12 protein-coding genes and 1 tRNA gene are annotated in these 14,836 nt (G+C 43.1%); 7 read left to right on the top strand and 6 right to left on the bottom strand.

The window, feature by feature from the left end; all coding sequences use genetic code 11:
* Window positions 1-7 precede the first annotated feature (7 nt).
* From secDF to gap, 3 genes are all read left to right on the top strand, one after another.
* The gene (gene secDF / locus DC487_RS03280; RefSeq protein ID WP_116774503.1) at window positions 8-3,016 is read left to right on the top strand and encodes a protein translocase subunit SecDF; all 3,009 of its coding nucleotides are present in this window, start codon (window positions 8-10) and stop codon (window positions 3,014-3,016) included.
* A gap of 330 nt (window positions 3,017-3,346) precedes the next feature.
* Window positions 3,347-3,952 carry a peroxiredoxin family protein gene (locus DC487_RS03275; protein WP_116774502.1) on the top strand — a complete coding sequence of 202 codons (606 nt, stop codon included), beginning with the start codon at window positions 3,347-3,349 and terminating at the stop codon, window positions 3,950-3,952.
* Window positions 3,953-3,960: 8 nt separating this feature from the next.
* Window positions 3,961-4,977 carry a type I glyceraldehyde-3-phosphate dehydrogenase gene (gap, locus tag DC487_RS03270; RefSeq protein WP_116774501.1) on the top strand — a complete coding sequence of 339 codons (1,017 nt, stop codon included), beginning with the start codon at window positions 3,961-3,963 and terminating at the stop codon, window positions 4,975-4,977.
* On the opposite strand, the gene DC487_RS03265 is transcribed toward gap, so the two are convergent.
* The 6 genes from DC487_RS03265 to DC487_RS03240 form a co-directional block, all read right to left on the bottom strand.
* Window positions 4,954-5,730, bottom strand: coding sequence for a TIGR02757 family protein (locus DC487_RS03265; protein ID WP_116774500.1), 777 nt, complete (start codon window positions 5,728-5,730; stop codon window positions 4,954-4,956). The two genes, gap and DC487_RS03265, sit on opposite strands and share 24 nt — an antisense overlap.
* 6 nt (window positions 5,731-5,736) lie before the next feature.
* Window positions 5,737-6,735, bottom strand: a complete 999-nt coding sequence (gene obgE / locus DC487_RS03260) for a GTPase ObgE (protein ID WP_116774499.1) — start codon at window positions 6,733-6,735, stop codon at window positions 5,737-5,739.
* Between the two features lie 23 nt (window positions 6,736-6,758).
* A complete protein-coding gene (locus tag DC487_RS03255) occupies window positions 6,759-7,337 on the bottom strand; it encodes an adenylate kinase (protein WP_116774498.1) in 579 nt (192 codons plus the stop codon).
* Between the two features lie 75 nt (window positions 7,338-7,412).
* Window positions 7,413-7,486 (bottom strand) — tRNA-Arg (locus DC487_RS03250).
* A gap of 153 nt (window positions 7,487-7,639) precedes the next feature.
* The gene (gene bshB1 / locus DC487_RS03245; protein WP_116774497.1) at window positions 7,640-8,359 is read right to left on the bottom strand and encodes a bacillithiol biosynthesis deacetylase BshB1; all 720 of its coding nucleotides are present in this window, start codon (window positions 8,357-8,359) and stop codon (window positions 7,640-7,642) included.
* Window positions 8,360-8,480: 121 nt separating this feature from the next.
* Window positions 8,481-9,113 (bottom strand): DUF4294 domain-containing protein, encoded by a 633-nt coding sequence (locus tag DC487_RS03240; RefSeq protein WP_116774496.1) that lies wholly within the window; start codon window positions 9,111-9,113, stop codon window positions 8,481-8,483.
* A 145-nt stretch (window positions 9,114-9,258) separates the two neighbouring features.
* Here DC487_RS03240 and DC487_RS03235 point away from each other — a divergent pair, with 145 nt between their 5' ends.
* The 4 genes from DC487_RS03235 to DC487_RS03220 all read left to right on the top strand — a co-directional run bounded on the left by DC487_RS03235 (window position 9,259) and on the right by DC487_RS03220 (window position 14,789).
* A complete protein-coding gene (locus DC487_RS03235; protein ID WP_116774495.1) occupies window positions 9,259-11,472 on the top strand; it encodes a RelA/SpoT family protein in 2,214 nt (737 codons plus the stop codon).
* A 96-nt stretch (window positions 11,473-11,568) separates the two neighbouring features.
* The gene (locus DC487_RS03230) at window positions 11,569-12,060 is read left to right on the top strand and encodes a Fur family transcriptional regulator (protein ID WP_116774494.1); all 492 of its coding nucleotides are present in this window, start codon (window positions 11,569-11,571) and stop codon (window positions 12,058-12,060) included.
* A gap of 153 nt (window positions 12,061-12,213) precedes the next feature.
* Complete coding sequence (locus DC487_RS03225; RefSeq protein WP_116774493.1) at window positions 12,214-13,485, top strand: adenylosuccinate synthase; 1,272 nt, start codon at window positions 12,214-12,216, stop codon at window positions 13,483-13,485.
* An 11-nt stretch (window positions 13,486-13,496) separates the two neighbouring features.
* Window positions 13,497-14,789, top strand: a complete 1,293-nt coding sequence (locus DC487_RS03220; protein WP_116774492.1) for an anthranilate synthase component I family protein — start codon at window positions 13,497-13,499, stop codon at window positions 14,787-14,789.
* The last annotated feature ends 47 nt before the right edge of the window (window positions 14,790-14,836 follow it).

Below are 14,836 nucleotides of genomic sequence, written 5' to 3'. Positions count from 1 at the left end.
GATAGAAATGCAGAGTAAAGGGCTGATTAAATTTTTGGTAGTAGTGGTTTCGTTAGCATGCCTCTACTCCCTATCATTCACTTTTGTAACCAGAAAAGTGGAAAGTGATGCCGCAGAATACGCGCAGGGCGACATGCTCAAAGAAAAAGCGTATTTAGATTCGGTTGCCGGACAGGTAGTGTACAATCTTGGCGTAGCGAAGTATACGTACCGCGAGGCGAAAGCTCGTGAGATCGCTTTAGGACTAGATCTTAAAGGTGGTATGAACGTAACGATGGAGATCTCTTTAGATGAGTTGATCCGTAACCTAGCTAACAATCCAAAAGATCAAGCTTTCAACAAATCGTTGGAAAACGCCGTAGCTAAAAGTAGAACCACCAACACTTCGTTGATCGACTTGTTCGTAGATGAGTACAAAGCTTCTGGTTCAGGCACACCAATCGCGTCTTTCTTTGCTACTAAAGATAATGCAGCTTCTGTCAACGCAAACAGTTCAGAAGGTCAAGTTCGTACTTGGCTAAAACGCGAAGCAGACAATGCGATCGAGAACTCCTACAAAGTGCTGCGTACGCGTATTGACAAGTTCGGTGTCGCTTCTCCAAACATCCAAATTCAGCAAGGTACCAACCGTATCTTGGTCGAACTTCCAGGTATTAAAGATGAAGACCGTGTGCGTAAACTGTTACAAGGATCTGCCAAACTGGAGTTTTTCGAAACACATAGCAATCCGGATGTATATCCTTTGTTGGAAAACATCGATAAAACATTAGCAGCCGCTTTACGTACTGAGAAATCGACTACAGCAACGGCATCCACAACTAGCAAAGACAGTACATCAACAGATAGCACCGCTTCTGACGCTAACTTATTGGCTAATCTAGGTGCGAAAAAAACTGACACAGATACATCTGCTGTTCAAGCACAGCTAGCACAACAAAATCCATTGTTCGCGGTTCTTAATCCTTCGGTTTACACCGCACAAAACGGACAGCCTCAGTTGACGCCTGGCGCAACAGTAGGTTACGCTAATTTGAAAGATACTGCACGCGTTAACCAATACTTGGCTCGCCCAGAAGTGCGTTCGATGATTCCTTCGAACTTGAAGTTCATGTGGTCTGTGAAGCCAGAACACAACTCGCCAGATTTCTTATCATTGTTTGCCATTAAAACAAGCAACACAGAAAGTGGCGCTGTCCTTACAGGTGATGTAATCACTGAAGCGCGTGATGATTTCGATCAAAACAATAGACCTGTCGTATCTATGGGGATGAATGCAGAAGGCGCTCGCCAGTGGAGACGTATTACTGCGCAAGCTGCTCAGACGAAATCATCTATCGCGATCATCTTAGATGGCGTCGTTTATTCTGCTCCTACGGTGAATGAAGAAATCCCTGGCGGAAACTCTTCTATCTCTGGAAACTTCACAATCGATGACACGAAAGATTTGGCCAACGTATTGAAAGCTGGTCGTCTTCCGACTACTGCTAAAATCGTAGAAGAAGCGATTGTAGGTCCTTCTCTAGGTCAGGCAGCGATTGATGCCGGTGTGAATTCAGCGGTAATTGGTTTCGTTGTCGTAATGATCTTCATGGTCGCGTACTACAACCGTGCTGGTATTGCTGCAAACATTGCGGTAGTATTCAACGTATTTTTCTTGTTAGGAATTTTAGCTTCGCTAAATGCGGTATTGACGCTACCAGGAATTGCCGGTATCGTATTAACGATGGGTACAGCGGTAGATGCCAACGTACTGATTTACGAACGTATTCGTGAAGAATTAGGTTTAGGCAAATCGATGCGTCAAGCGATCGCTGACGGTTACAAGCATGCGATGCCTTCGATCCTCGATTCACAAATTACCACATTATTAGTGGGTGTGATCTTATTTTTCACTGGATCTGGACCTATTCAAGGTTTCGCCACTACGTTGATGATTGGTATCGTTACGTCATTGTTCACCGCCATCTTCATTTCTCGTTTGATTTTCGAATACTTGTTAGACAAGAACAAAAAGATCTCTGTTTCTTTCCCTTGGTCTGCTAACACGTTGCAAAATGCTAACTTCGCGTTCGTAGGGAAAAGAAAAGTATACTTCACCATTTCTATTGTCGTATCGATCTTGTGTCTTATCTCCATCTTCACCAAGGGATTCTCTCTTGGGGTCGATTTCCAAGGTGGTCGTACGTACACGGTGCGTTACGACAATAACGTCAACCTAGAAGATGTACGTAGCAACTTAGATGCGGTGTTTGGATTGACTACTGAGGTAAAAACATTTGGTAGCGAAAACCAAATTAAAGTAACGACTACTTACCACATCGAAGAAACTAGCGACGAGGCCGATGGCGAAGTATTGGCTAAACTGAATGAAGGTCTTTCCAAAGTTGGTGACAACAAATACGAGATTCTTTCGCAACAAAAAGTAGGTCCTTCCATCGCGAGTGATATTCGCGATCGTGCGATCTATGCGGCTATCTTCTCGATCTTAATCATTGCCGCTTACATCTTGATTCGTTTCCGCAGATGGCAATATTCCGCAGCGGCAGCAATCTCGACCACACACGATGGTATTGTATTGTTAGGTATCTTCTCTGCATTGGATGGATTGGTGCCATTCTCATTAGATATTGATCAACACTTTGTTGCGGCATTATTGACGGTATTAGCTTATTCAGTGAACGATACGGTGGTTGTATTTGACCGTCTTCGTGAATACTTATCAAAACCTTTCGGTAAAAACGAAAACTTGGGTAGCACGATCAACAAAGCGATCAACTCTACGTTGAGCCGTACGATCATCACGTCATTGACCTTGATCTTCGTGTTGGCAGTATTGTTTATCTTTGGTGGTGAGGTAATTAGAGGTTTCTCTTTCGCGATCTTGATCGGTATCATTGTAGCAACCTATTCTTCGATCTTCATCGCTGCTCCTACGATGTACGACTTGACACCAGACGATAGCGCAGTGCAAGAAATTACACCAAAAACGAAAGAAGCAAAAACAGTAACAAGCTAGTTGCATACGACAGCTTTACATACATAAAGAGCCGGCTTTCTGCAAACAGAGAGCCGGCTCTTTTTCATAGCTATGCGAAGCAAGGGTTAACAAAAGTTAAACATCTTGCAAGCCGTTCAACGGTGGCGTATATTTGACTATTCATAATTTTAGGTTAATAATTGGTTAGTTTAGCATTGCCACTCTCCCCGAGTGGCAATGCTTTTTTTTATATGTGACGACCCGATCTCCTGAACCATCTTTATAGCAAGGATATGACACTTTTGATTCTTCGCCCAATAAGATATTCCTCATTTTTATTTAGCTTTGACCAACAATTAGAAGACAAAGATGAAAGGTAAGTTCTCCATATTAAGTCTGGCGATCGCGCTTAGCGTAGCAGCCTGTAATAACACTGAATCCAACAAAAATCAAGCGGCGGATCCGCATGCAGACCACGATCATAGCTCGCAAGCAGAAGCATCAACATCGCACGCTCAGACTCCACCACCTGCTCAACCCGAAGAGCAAGATCCAACAGCGAGTATTCCAGAGTTTAAGTTCTACAAAGTAAAATCTGGCTTTGGCTACGAGAAGAAAGATATACCGAGTGGTAAAAACACGGTATTCATCTTGTTTGATCCGTCGTGCGGACATTGCCAACAAGAGACACAAGCACTCGCTAAAAATTATGATAAGATCAAAGACATTAACATTCTCTATATTTCGATGAATGATCCAGGTTTGATGGTCAATTTCTTACCGTCTTTTGGTAAAGAACTTGATGGTAAGCCGAATGTCGAAGTATTATATGACAGAAATCAGGAGTTCATCCGAAAATTCCATATTCCGAGCATGTTCCCTGCGAACTATGTTTACGGAGCCGATGGCAGTTTGAAAAACCACTGGGTTGGCGAAAAAGGAATTGATGAAATTTTAACCGCATTTGTACAGTAATAGGTTAGATGAGGATTGCAATTAATGGTTTTGGGAGAATAGGGCGGCATACGCTAAGGCATCTGCTGCAACGTGAGCTGGATGGCGTCACGGTGGTTGCGATCAATGACCTAGCTGATGCTGCCACATTGGCTCATCTCTTTAAGTACGATTCGGTACACGGTCCAGCACCCATGCCAGTCGCCCACCGCGACGGTTATTTAGAACTGGGAGATCATGCTATACAAATCTTTAATGAGAAAGATCCTGAGCGCTTGCCTTGGTCTGTCTTGGGCATAGATCTAGTGATCGAATCTACGGGTCATTTTACCACCGCTGCTTCCGCATCGAAACACCTTACGGCAGGTGCGCGTCAAGTTGTGATTTCTGCACCTTCACCAGACAAAGAGATTCCAACGGTCGTATTGGGTATCAACGATGATACTTTCGATTGGAATGCTCCTATATTCTCTAATGCTTCATGTACCACGAATAATGTAGCTCCGCTAGTCAAAATATTGGACGACAATTGGTCAATTCAAGATGGCTACATCACCACCGTACATTCCATGACGGGCGATCAGAACCTGCATGATGCACCACACCGAGATTTGCGACGTGCACGTGCAGCATCCTCGTCCATTATCCCGACATCAACTGGTGCGGCCAAAGCCATTACCAATGTATTTACCCATTTGGAAGGCAAGTTAGGCGGTGCCGGCATTCGTGTTCCGGTATTAAATGGTTCTTTAACCGATTTTACCTGCACGTTAGCAAAGCCAACTTCTGTGGAAGAAATCAATGCCACCTTTAAAGCTGCCGCCGAAGGTGATTTGAAGAATGTATTGTATTATACCGAGGATCCGATTGTATCGGTCGACATCATTAATAATCCGTACTCCTGTGTATTTGATGCACAACTGACCTCTATCGTGGGCGGATTAGTAAAAGTAGTGGGTTGGTACGATAACGAATACGGCTATTCGAGTCGGATGGTGGATATTGTACACATCCTAAGTCGCTTAGAGGCGACCCTCGACGCCTAATCCAAAAAGCGCAAAATCATATTTCACGGGATCGGAAGGATCTAGTAAGCGTAATTGAGCCGTTAGCTCCATCGCCATATTCCAGTTGACTGTGGGTGTTGTAATCATCCCTAGCTTCCGCCCTACGCGCTCTACATGTACATCGCAAGGACAAATCAAATCGGCAGGACTGATCTTCGACCAGATTCCAAAATCTACTCCTTGTGCATCGCGACGTACCATCCAGCGCAAAAACATATTCAAACGCTTACAGCTTGATTTCTGCGTGGGCGAGCTGATGTGCTTACGCGTTCGTTCTGGGTAATCCAGTAGAGAAAAGAAATACGATTTAAAATAGTTGAGCGCCTGCTCCACAGACACGTGTTCACGATGCTCCTGCCCCCATACGAAGGCCATTTCCAACGAGTCGTGCTGCGTATAATGATGACGTAAGAATGCGATGAAATAGAGTAAATCCGTATCATTGAAAGTACGATGCTTGAAGCCCAGCAGACCGGCAAGATCTTGATCAGAATGGTTAAGAACAAAGGCATATGGTTCGCCCTGCATCCTTTCGATCAGTTCCGTACATTTATTGATAATCGTCTTGCGCTGTCCCCAAGCTAATATACTGGCAAACAGCCCCATGATCTCCACATCCTGCTTTAAGGTAAAGCGATGCGGAATGACGATTGGGTCGGATTCAATAAAACCCGGACGATTGTACTCAGCCACTTTTTGATCCAAAAATTCTTTTAAATCAAAGTTAGCCATACCTGATTAACCTACAATTTGTTTGTAAATAGCGTCTTTGAGCTGCTGAATATTTTTACCGGAAACGGATGAAATAAACAAATATGGAATATCTTGCGGTACTTGCGCTTTCATCTGTTCTTCTAATTCATCATCCAGCATATCCGATTTGGTGATCGCCAGCATACGTGGTTTGTCGACCAACTCCGGATTGTATGCGGTAAGCTCCCGCAATAGGATATCGTACTCTTCAGCGATGGTGCGATCCGTATCTGCAGGCACCATAAATAGCAAAACAGAGTTTCGCTCGATATGTCGCAAGAAACGATAACCCAAGCCCTTCCCTTCCGATGCACCTTCGATAATCCCCGGGATATCGGCCATCACAAAAGATTTGCTATCACGGTAGGATACAATACCCAAATTAGGCACAATAGTCGTGAATGGATAATCAGCAATCTCTGGCTTAGCTGCTGAAACAACAGACAATAAAGTCGATTTTCCAGCATTCGGAAATCCAACTAAACCTACGTCTGCTAATACTTTCAGCTCCAAGATCATCCATTCCTCTTTACCGGGAATACCCGGTTGAGAGTAACGCGGGGTTTGCTGGGTCGGTGTCTTGAAATGCCAGTTACCCAAGCCTCCTTTACCGCCTTCAGTCAATATTTTAGTTTCCCCTTCTTCGGTGATTTCAAACAAGACTTCGCCGGTTTCTGCATTTTTGGCAATCGTACCTAGCGGCACTTCCAATATTTCATCTTTACCCGTAGCACCCGAGCGCAAAGCACTGCCACCGCGCTCTCCATCGGCAGCAATAATATGCTTACGGTATTTCAAATGCAGCAAGGTCCAGTGATTGGTAGAACCTTTGAGAATGATATGGCCACCGCGACCGCCGTCGCCGCCATCAGGACCACCCTTGGCAGTAAACTTGTCTCTATGCAGATGCGCCGAGCCTGCACCTCCGTGACCAGAACGACAACATACTTTTACATAATCAACAAAATTAGAACCCTGTGCCATATCAATATTATAATTACCGTAGATTAACCTACTAGATGTTTGTCGATAACGTTAGATAAGTTGCCGAATATTTCGTCGATCTCTCCAATGCCATCAATCTTATTCAATTTACCCTGTTTTTCGTAGTATGGCAACACGTGTATCGTTTTGCTGAAATACTCTTCAATACGTTTTTTCAATTTATCTGCCGCATCATCTGCACGACCCGATATTTCTTGCCTTTTGGCAATGCGCGTAGTCAACTCTTCTTCACTTACGTCAAGCGCTAGGACAGTGCTAATCGGCTGACCGTTGGACTCCAAAAATTGATCCAGTGCTTCTGCTTGAGCTACCGTGCGAGGAAAACCATCGAAGATAAAACCCTTCGCATTTTGATGCTCATTGATCTCCTGCTCTAGCATAGAGATAGTAATTGAATCCGGCACCAAATTACCATCAGCGATAATTTGATTTACCTTCTTGCCCAGTTCGGTTTCGTTCTTGATATGAGCACGAAACATATCTCCAGTAGAGATATGATGTAATCCATATTGAGCGATTAGTTTTTCCGACTGTGTACCCTTACCTGCACCAGGAGGGCCAAAAATTACAAGGTTTAACATAACTTTCTGTTATTTTGTTTATTGCAAAATAAAAGCCTAATCCGTGGATCGAATTAGGCTTTGATGTTAATAACGTGCGCTCAAAGGGAGTCGAACCCCTAACCTCCTGATCCGTAGTCAGGTGCTCTATCCAATTAAGCTATGAGCGCCGCTTCCAAAAGCATATCGAGTCTGGCCCGTTTTGTTTTGGTGTTGCAAATATAGTAAAATGCTTTATCCTAACAAATATTTTTTCATGAAATGCTACCTAGATATTATACTATAGAAGTTTAAAAAGAGGCAAAACACTTCATAATGAACAATTAACGCAAAGCGAACAAATCATCTACTCCTAGCAATTTTCTACTCGTAAATCCTTCACCATACGTAGCCTGAATACTACGTCCAAACTCGCGCGCTCTTCCTTCTGTATATAGAATAAAATCTGGCTTAGATATATAGGTCTGTGGCTCATTACTATCTGCTGGCGCATTGAACTGCGTTGTATAGGCCAATATCGATTGCTTTTTGATCTCCCAATATGGTGTAATATCCAATATAATATCTGGCTGTATGTATTTATCTTGAATCAACTGTAATTGCAAACGCGGTCGAAAACTTTCTTGCAAGCCATTTTCATCGCGTGTTTCAATTCGTCTCAATCCGCCCAAAAAAAGCGCATCATTCACCAGCTTGCTTGCTCTGCCATGATCTGGGTGACGATCATCTACTGCATTGGTAATAACTATTTCTGGACGATATTGGCGAATGCACTGAATGATGGCCAACTGATGCGCTTCATTATTTTCAAAAAAGCCATCTCTTAAGCCCAAGTTTACACGAATAGCCACACCCAAAATATCAGCTGCAGCCTGCGCCTCTGCCGCACGGGTTTCTGCCGTACCACGTGTACCCAATTCACCACGAGTAAGATCCACAATCCCGACTTTTTTGCCTTCGGCTACATAACGCGCGATTGTACCACCTGCTCCCAATTCAGCATCGTCTGGATGCACTGTTATCACCATCAAATCCAATTCCATACCGATAGATTATTGTTTAAAAATGTAGACAAAGATAATGTTTAAACGCGTAAATTGAGAGAATGTTTGAAATATGACGCTAATCGCAGAACACGAACAGCATATACTACAGGGCTATCTATTAGCGATTAATAGACATTGGTCGGGCCTGTTCGTACTCCCGAATAATGGATTCTATCACGAAATCTTCCTGGGGATCGTAAGTACTTTTTAGGTTATGACCTACCACGCGAGCTACACCTTGATAGACAAATGCCGTGACACCGCCCTTCATTTCTTTGACCAAATCATAACTGGTATTACCCGTCTGCCTTTCGATCAATTTGATTAAGATTTTACCTTGACTGATGGAAAGATTTTTGACTTCCGAATTGATTTTGTGTTTGATCTCGTGCTCGCATTCTTTAACCAGTCTTTTATGTTCCTTTTTGCTTTGAGCTAGCGCTAAATCGCGATCTAATTGCGCATAACGCTTCTGTGCGTAAATAGCATAAGGAAGTACGCGCAGTACATTTCGTTTGAGACGCAAGTATTGCATTCGCTCCTCTTCATTTTTCCACGGCCTAAAACCAAAGACCGCTACTTCCGGAATTAAAAAATAGGGTACGACTTCACCATTTTCCAAGCGAGCGGTCTGATAACTATCGACAACTTGTGGTTGGCCTGCGCCATAATGAGGCATGACCAATTGTTGAGCATATCCTATTACAGGACACAAAAACAACGCTACAACCGCACTAATCAAAACTCTCATACACGAATTAAATCGCAAATTCATTTTACAAACACACGAATTTTCCTTAAATTTATGTTTAACAAAAATCATGCTACTTTACCATACCGCTTGAATACGTAAAGATAAAGTAAATTGAAAGAACTCACAACCTTTGGGATACGATATGGAAGAATATGTGATTGATATTGAGGCGGAAAACAAAGAGATAAGGAAACGATATCGAGCACTGTTGCGAGCATGTAAACCTACTTTACAACGTGGAGACAAGCAAGAAATCCGGCGAGCCTTTGACTTGTCGCTGGAGAGCCACAAAGATATGCGCCGAAAAAGCGGCGAACCTTATATTTACCACCCGATTGCGGTAGCACAAATCGCTGCAGAAGAGATTGGACTGGGGACTACTTCAATCGTATGCGCTTTACTACATGACGTAGTAGAAGATACCAGCATGACCGTAGAAGAGATCGAGCAACAATTTGGCAAGAAAGTAGCCCGCATTATTGATGGGCTGACCAAGATTTCTGGCATTTTCGACACCAACAGCTCCATCCAAGCCGAAAACTTCCGAAAGATGTTGCTAACGCTTGCAGACGACGTGCGCGTCATCTTGATCAAGCTGGCCGACCGATTGCACAACATGCGCACCATGGAATTCATGGCACGCCATAAGCAACTTAAAATTGCCTCGGAAACTAGCTATTTATATGCTCCGCTTGCGCATCGTTTGGGTCTGTATGCCATCAAATCGGAATTGGAAGATCTGTCTATGAAATATACAGACCCCGATACCTATAAGTTTATCGCCAGAAAGTTGAATGAGAAAAAGGCGGAACGTGAAAAATTTATTGCGGGCTTCGTAGCGCCAATCAAGGAGATCTTAGCTGGAGAAGGCATCAAAGCAGATGTTTTCGGCCGGCCTAAGTCTATCCATTCTATCTGGAACAAGATGCGCAAAAAATCGATTCCTTTCGAAGAGGTATACGATCTTTTTGCCATTCGGGTAATCATTGATACGGTTGATGAGAAGGAAAAGACAGAATGTTGGAAAGTGTATTCAATCGTAACAGATTTGTATCGTCCTAATCCTGATCGCCTGCGCGACTGGATTTCTTCGCCGAAAGGAAACGGCTACGAGTCCTTGCACACCACCTTAATGGGACCTCGGGGACAATGGGTGGAAGTGCAAATCCGCACCAAACGCATGAATGAGATTGCCGAAAAAGGTTTTGCTGCACATTGGAAATACAAAGAATCGAACTCAGACAGTGGTCTGGATCAATGGATCCAGAAAGTACGCGATGTACTCAGCACGGCAGAGCCAGATGCGATCGATTTTGTGGATGATTTTAAGATGAATCTTTTCTCCGATGAGATCTTCATCTTCACGCCGAAAGGCACTTTGGTACAATTACCACATAATGCAACGGCCTTGGATTTTGCCTTCGAGATTCACTCCGACATTGGCGCGACCTGTATCGGAGCAAAGGTAAACCACAAATTGGTTCCCCTATCTCACCCACTACACAATGGGGATCAGGTAGAAATCATTACTTCAGCCAAGCAAAGCCCGAAGGAAGATTGGCTTAACTTTGTGGTTACGGCCAAAGCGCGTTCTAAGATCAAATCTTCGCTAAAAGAAGAGAAAAGACGTGTAGCTGAAGATGGTAAGGAGATTCTGGAAAGAAAACTCAAATCACTGAAAATCACGTACAACACAGACAATATTAATAAGATTGCCAATCACTTTAAGTTTGCCAGTTCACAGGATCTGTTTTTTCAGGTCGCCAAAGGTGCGATTGACATCAAGAACTTAAGGGAATACGCGGCCTCCGAAAAATCGGAAGATGCCAATAACAACCAATTTCAATCGCATGTCACGGGTTTGGTCGATAAGATCAATAAAAAGGACATGGACACGATCTTGATTGGAGACGATTTGCAAAAGATTGATTACACATTGGCACCCTGTTGTAATCCTATTCCGGGCGATGATATTTTCGGTTTCTTAACAGTGAATGATGGTATCAAAATCCACCGTACGAGCTGCCCTAATGCTTCTCGGCTGATGGCAAACTATGGGTATCGGATTTTGAAGGCGCAGTGGTCATCTTCGCAAGGCAACACCTCTTTCTTGACCGGGCTTCGTATCGTCGGAATTGATGACGTTGGCTTAGTAAATAAAATCACAACGGTAATTTCTAGAAACTTCAACGTGAACATCAGATCCTTGTCGATATCCAGTAATGAAGGTATTTTTGAAGGAAGTATCATGGTATTTGTGAATGACATTGAACAACTAGAGAATCTGATTAGCAATGTGCTACGCATACCGGGCATCACAAGTGTGTCGCGTTATGAAGCAGAAACGAGAAACTAATATCAGAAAGTTACTGACTGGTTTTAATAGGACATTAAGTTGATATGATATTCCAGCAAAATTTGGTAAATTTGTACAGAAGAATACAAGGAATGTATGAAGCAAGGTGAAAGTTACGAAACAGTAAAAAAGATATTTGAAGCATATCTGGAAAACAAGAATCTGAGAAAGACTCCAGAAAGGTATGCTATCTTGGAAGAGATCTATTCACGGACGGATCACTTCGATGTGGAATCATTATATATCCACATGAAAAACAAGAAATATCGCGTAAGTAGAGCAACAGTGTACAATACATTGGAGCTGTTGGTATCGTGTGATTTGGTGACCAAGCATCAGTTTGGCCGCAATATGGCGCAGTTTGAGAAGTCGTATGGCTACAAGCAGCATGATCATGTGATTTGCATTGAGTGCAATAAGGTCGTGGAGTTTTGCGACCCACGTATTCATCAAATTCAAAGCATGATGGGCGAATTATTGAAATTCGAAATCAAGCATCACTCTTTAAATTTGTATGGAGTCTGTGAGGAATGTAGAGAAAAAGAAGCTGCCAAGACTCCAACGGAGACGGTAGCATCCGAAGTTTAGTGATATGTCTGCTTTTTTGACATAAGTTTCACTTTTCTAGATAACAATAGTACTTTTGTTCGGGATAATTGAACACTTCATTTATCCCGAACTTTTTTATTTAGTGCGCATTGCAAAGTATACAATTTATTTAATCATATATCTCAATTCAATATGCAAGTTGATGTCCTTTTGGGCTTACAATGGGGAGACGAAGGTAAAGGAAAAATCGTCGATGTTTTTTGCCCAAAATACGATCTGATTGCCCGTTTTCAGGGCGGACCGAATGCTGGCCATACGCTAGAGTTTGACAACAAAAAATTTGTTCTAAACACCATTCCTTCCGGAATCTTTAACGAAGACACCCTGAACCTTATTGGTAACGGTGTTGTTATCGATCCAATCATCCTAAAAAGAGAACTGGATAACTTGAAGCAAGCGGGATTTGATCCAGTTGCCAAAGGCAAATTGGTGATTGCACGCAAAGCACACTTAATTTTACCGACGCACCAACTATTGGATGCAGCATCTGAAAGCAACATGGGTACGGGCAAAATTGGCTCTACCTTGAAAGGTATCGGACCAACTTACATGGACAAAACTGGTCGTAATGGTCTACGTGTAGGGGATACAACCTTGCCAGACTTCTTGGATCGCTATGAGAAATTGAAACAAAAACACCTTTCTATCTTAGCGCATTACGGCGATTTACCTGATTTTTCAGATCGTGAAAAAGCTTTCTTGGAAGCGGTAGAGTTCTTGAAAAGCATTCCACATGTTGATTCTGAGCATTTGGTGAATCAATATTTGAAAGACGGCAAACGCGTATTGGCCGAAGGTGCGCAAGGAACATTATTAGATGTTGATTTTGGATCATATCCATTTGTGACTTCTTCTAACACAACTACAGCCGGCGCTTGTACTGGTTTGGGTATTGCTCCGAATCGTATCGGCCAAGTATATGGTATCTTCAAAGCATACGCAACACGTGTAGGTGGTGGACCATTCCCAACAGAATTGCACGACGAAACTGGTGAAGAGTTGCGCAAATTGGGGCATGAATTTGGTGCGACAACGGGCCGTGCAAGACGTACAGGATGGATTGATATTCCAGCGTTGAAATATGCTATCATGATCAATGGTGTCACCGAATTAATCATGATGAAAGCAGATGTATTGGATACGTTCGATAAGATTTATGCTTGTACCCACTATAAACATAATGGTGAGGTGATCGACTATATGCCGTATGAGATCATCACGAACGCAGCAGAACCTATATACGAGGAGATCGAAGGTTGGAATCAGGATTTAACGGGTATTCGTAAACCGGAAGACATCCCTGCTGCACTTAATAATTACATTGCTTATTTAGAGAAAGCATTGGAAGTGCCGATCAAATACCTTTCGGTAGGTCCAGATCGTGTACAAACAATTGTACTTTAAGTCAATAAGTAATGCCTACGGCAACGTTTTCGATAGAAGATGTAGATTTTCTGGCTAAAGCATTGCTTTGGGCAGATTCTTATGACAGCGCTTGTCTGCTACACTCCAATGAATTTGCCGATCCTTATGCCAATGTACAAAGTATCTTGGCGGTAGGTGTTAAGCAGGAAATTGTTGCCGACGGCACGAATACATTTGGAAAAATAGAAGCCTTTAAAGCCAAACATCACGACGAGTGGATGTTTGGTTTTTTTGGTTACGACCTCAAAAACGAACTGGAAGAGTTACATACCACATTGCCAGATGAATTGGCATTTCCAGAGGCATACTTCTTCACTCCAGAAATACTACTCCGTTTCCAGGATCGAAAAGTAACGATAGATGCGCCTGTGGCGATGGATGTACCGTCCATCTACGAATCTATTTGTGACATCGTGCTTTCGTTCGACGGATCTACATTGGATCGCCCTTTCCAAAAGCGGATGAGCAAAACAGCTTACTTGGAATCGTTTCAGCAATTGAAACAGCACATCCAACGCGGTGATATTTACGAGGTAAATCTTTGTCAGGAGTTTTATCAGGAAGATTGTGCTATCCATCCTCCCAGCGCTTATTGGAAGCTAAACAGCGTCTCACCTACACCATTTTCCACATTTTTTAAGTTTCAGGATCATTATATCTTATCGGCATCGCCGGAGCGTTTTATTGCAAAGCGGGGTACGACACTGCTATCTCAGCCTATCAAGGGCACAGCAAAGCGGGGCAATACCGAGCAGGAAGATCTGGAAATCATACAACGCTTACAATCTGACCCGAAGGAGATGGCCGAAAATGTGATGATCGTAGATCTCGTACGCAACGATCTAACGCGAAGTGCAAAAGCAGGAAGTGTGGCAGCCGAACGCCAGCCTCAGGTACATACTTTTCGACAAGTACATCAATTAGTATCAACCATTACCTGTGAGATCGATCCTAATGTGACAGATTTAGACGCTATTAAGCGCGTTTTCCCAGCAGGATCCATGACGGGTGCACCCAAAGTCAGCGCCATGGCCTTATGTGATCGATACGAAAAGTCTAAACGTGGCGTCTATGCCGGCGCAGTTGGTTACTTCTCGCCCGATGGCAACTTTGACTTCAATGTAGTTATCCGAACACTGCTATACAATCGCACCAAGCAATACCTATCTTTCCATACTGGCGGCGCAATTACCATCGATGCCGAGGCCGAAAACGAGTATGCCGAATGCTTACTAAAAGCTAATGGCATCTTAATAGCTCTAGATACCCAACTAGAGAACTAAACCATATATCCACCGATTATCACCTATAAACGTACAGTTTAAAGCAT

The organism is Sphingobacterium corticibacter (assembly GCF_003076635.1).
Classification (GTDB): domain Bacteria; phylum Bacteroidota; class Bacteroidia; order Sphingobacteriales; family Sphingobacteriaceae; genus Sphingobacterium; species Sphingobacterium corticibacter.
Note: the sequence above shows the minus strand (reverse complement) of the source record. Positions and strands in the feature narration are given on the sequence as shown.

What these genes read in the sequence shown, in the direction of transcription:
- secDF (WP_116774503.1), top strand. Translation starts at nt 8, where the DNA reads ATGCAGAGTAAAGGGCTGATTAAATTTTTGGTAGTAGTGGTTTCGTTA.
- DC487_RS03275 (WP_116774502.1), top strand. Translation starts at nt 3,347, where the DNA reads ATGAAAGGTAAGTTCTCCATATTAAGTCTGGCGATCGCGCTTAGCGTA.
- gap (WP_116774501.1), top strand. Translation starts at nt 3,961, where the DNA reads ATGAGGATTGCAATTAATGGTTTTGGGAGAATAGGGCGGCATACGCTA.
- DC487_RS03265 (WP_116774500.1), bottom strand. Translation starts at nt 5,730, where the DNA reads ATGGCTAACTTTGATTTAAAAGAATTTTTGGATCAAAAAGTGGCTGAG.
- obgE (WP_116774499.1), bottom strand. Translation starts at nt 6,735, where the DNA reads ATGGCACAGGGTTCTAATTTTGTTGATTATGTAAAAGTATGTTGTCGT.
- DC487_RS03255 (WP_116774498.1), bottom strand. Translation starts at nt 7,337, where the DNA reads ATGTTAAACCTTGTAATTTTTGGCCCTCCTGGTGCAGGTAAGGGTACA.
- bshB1 (WP_116774497.1), bottom strand. Translation starts at nt 8,359, where the DNA reads ATGGAATTGGATTTGATGGTGATAACAGTGCATCCAGACGATGCTGAA.
- DC487_RS03240 (WP_116774496.1), bottom strand. Translation starts at nt 9,113, where the DNA reads ATGAGAGTTTTGATTAGTGCGGTTGTAGCGTTGTTTTTGTGTCCTGTA.
- DC487_RS03235 (WP_116774495.1), top strand. Translation starts at nt 9,259, where the DNA reads ATGGAAGAATATGTGATTGATATTGAGGCGGAAAACAAAGAGATAAGG.
- DC487_RS03230 (WP_116774494.1), top strand. Translation starts at nt 11,569, where the DNA reads ATGAAGCAAGGTGAAAGTTACGAAACAGTAAAAAAGATATTTGAAGCA.
- DC487_RS03225 (WP_116774493.1), top strand. Translation starts at nt 12,214, where the DNA reads ATGCAAGTTGATGTCCTTTTGGGCTTACAATGGGGAGACGAAGGTAAA.
- DC487_RS03220 (WP_116774492.1), top strand. Translation starts at nt 13,497, where the DNA reads ATGCCTACGGCAACGTTTTCGATAGAAGATGTAGATTTTCTGGCTAAA.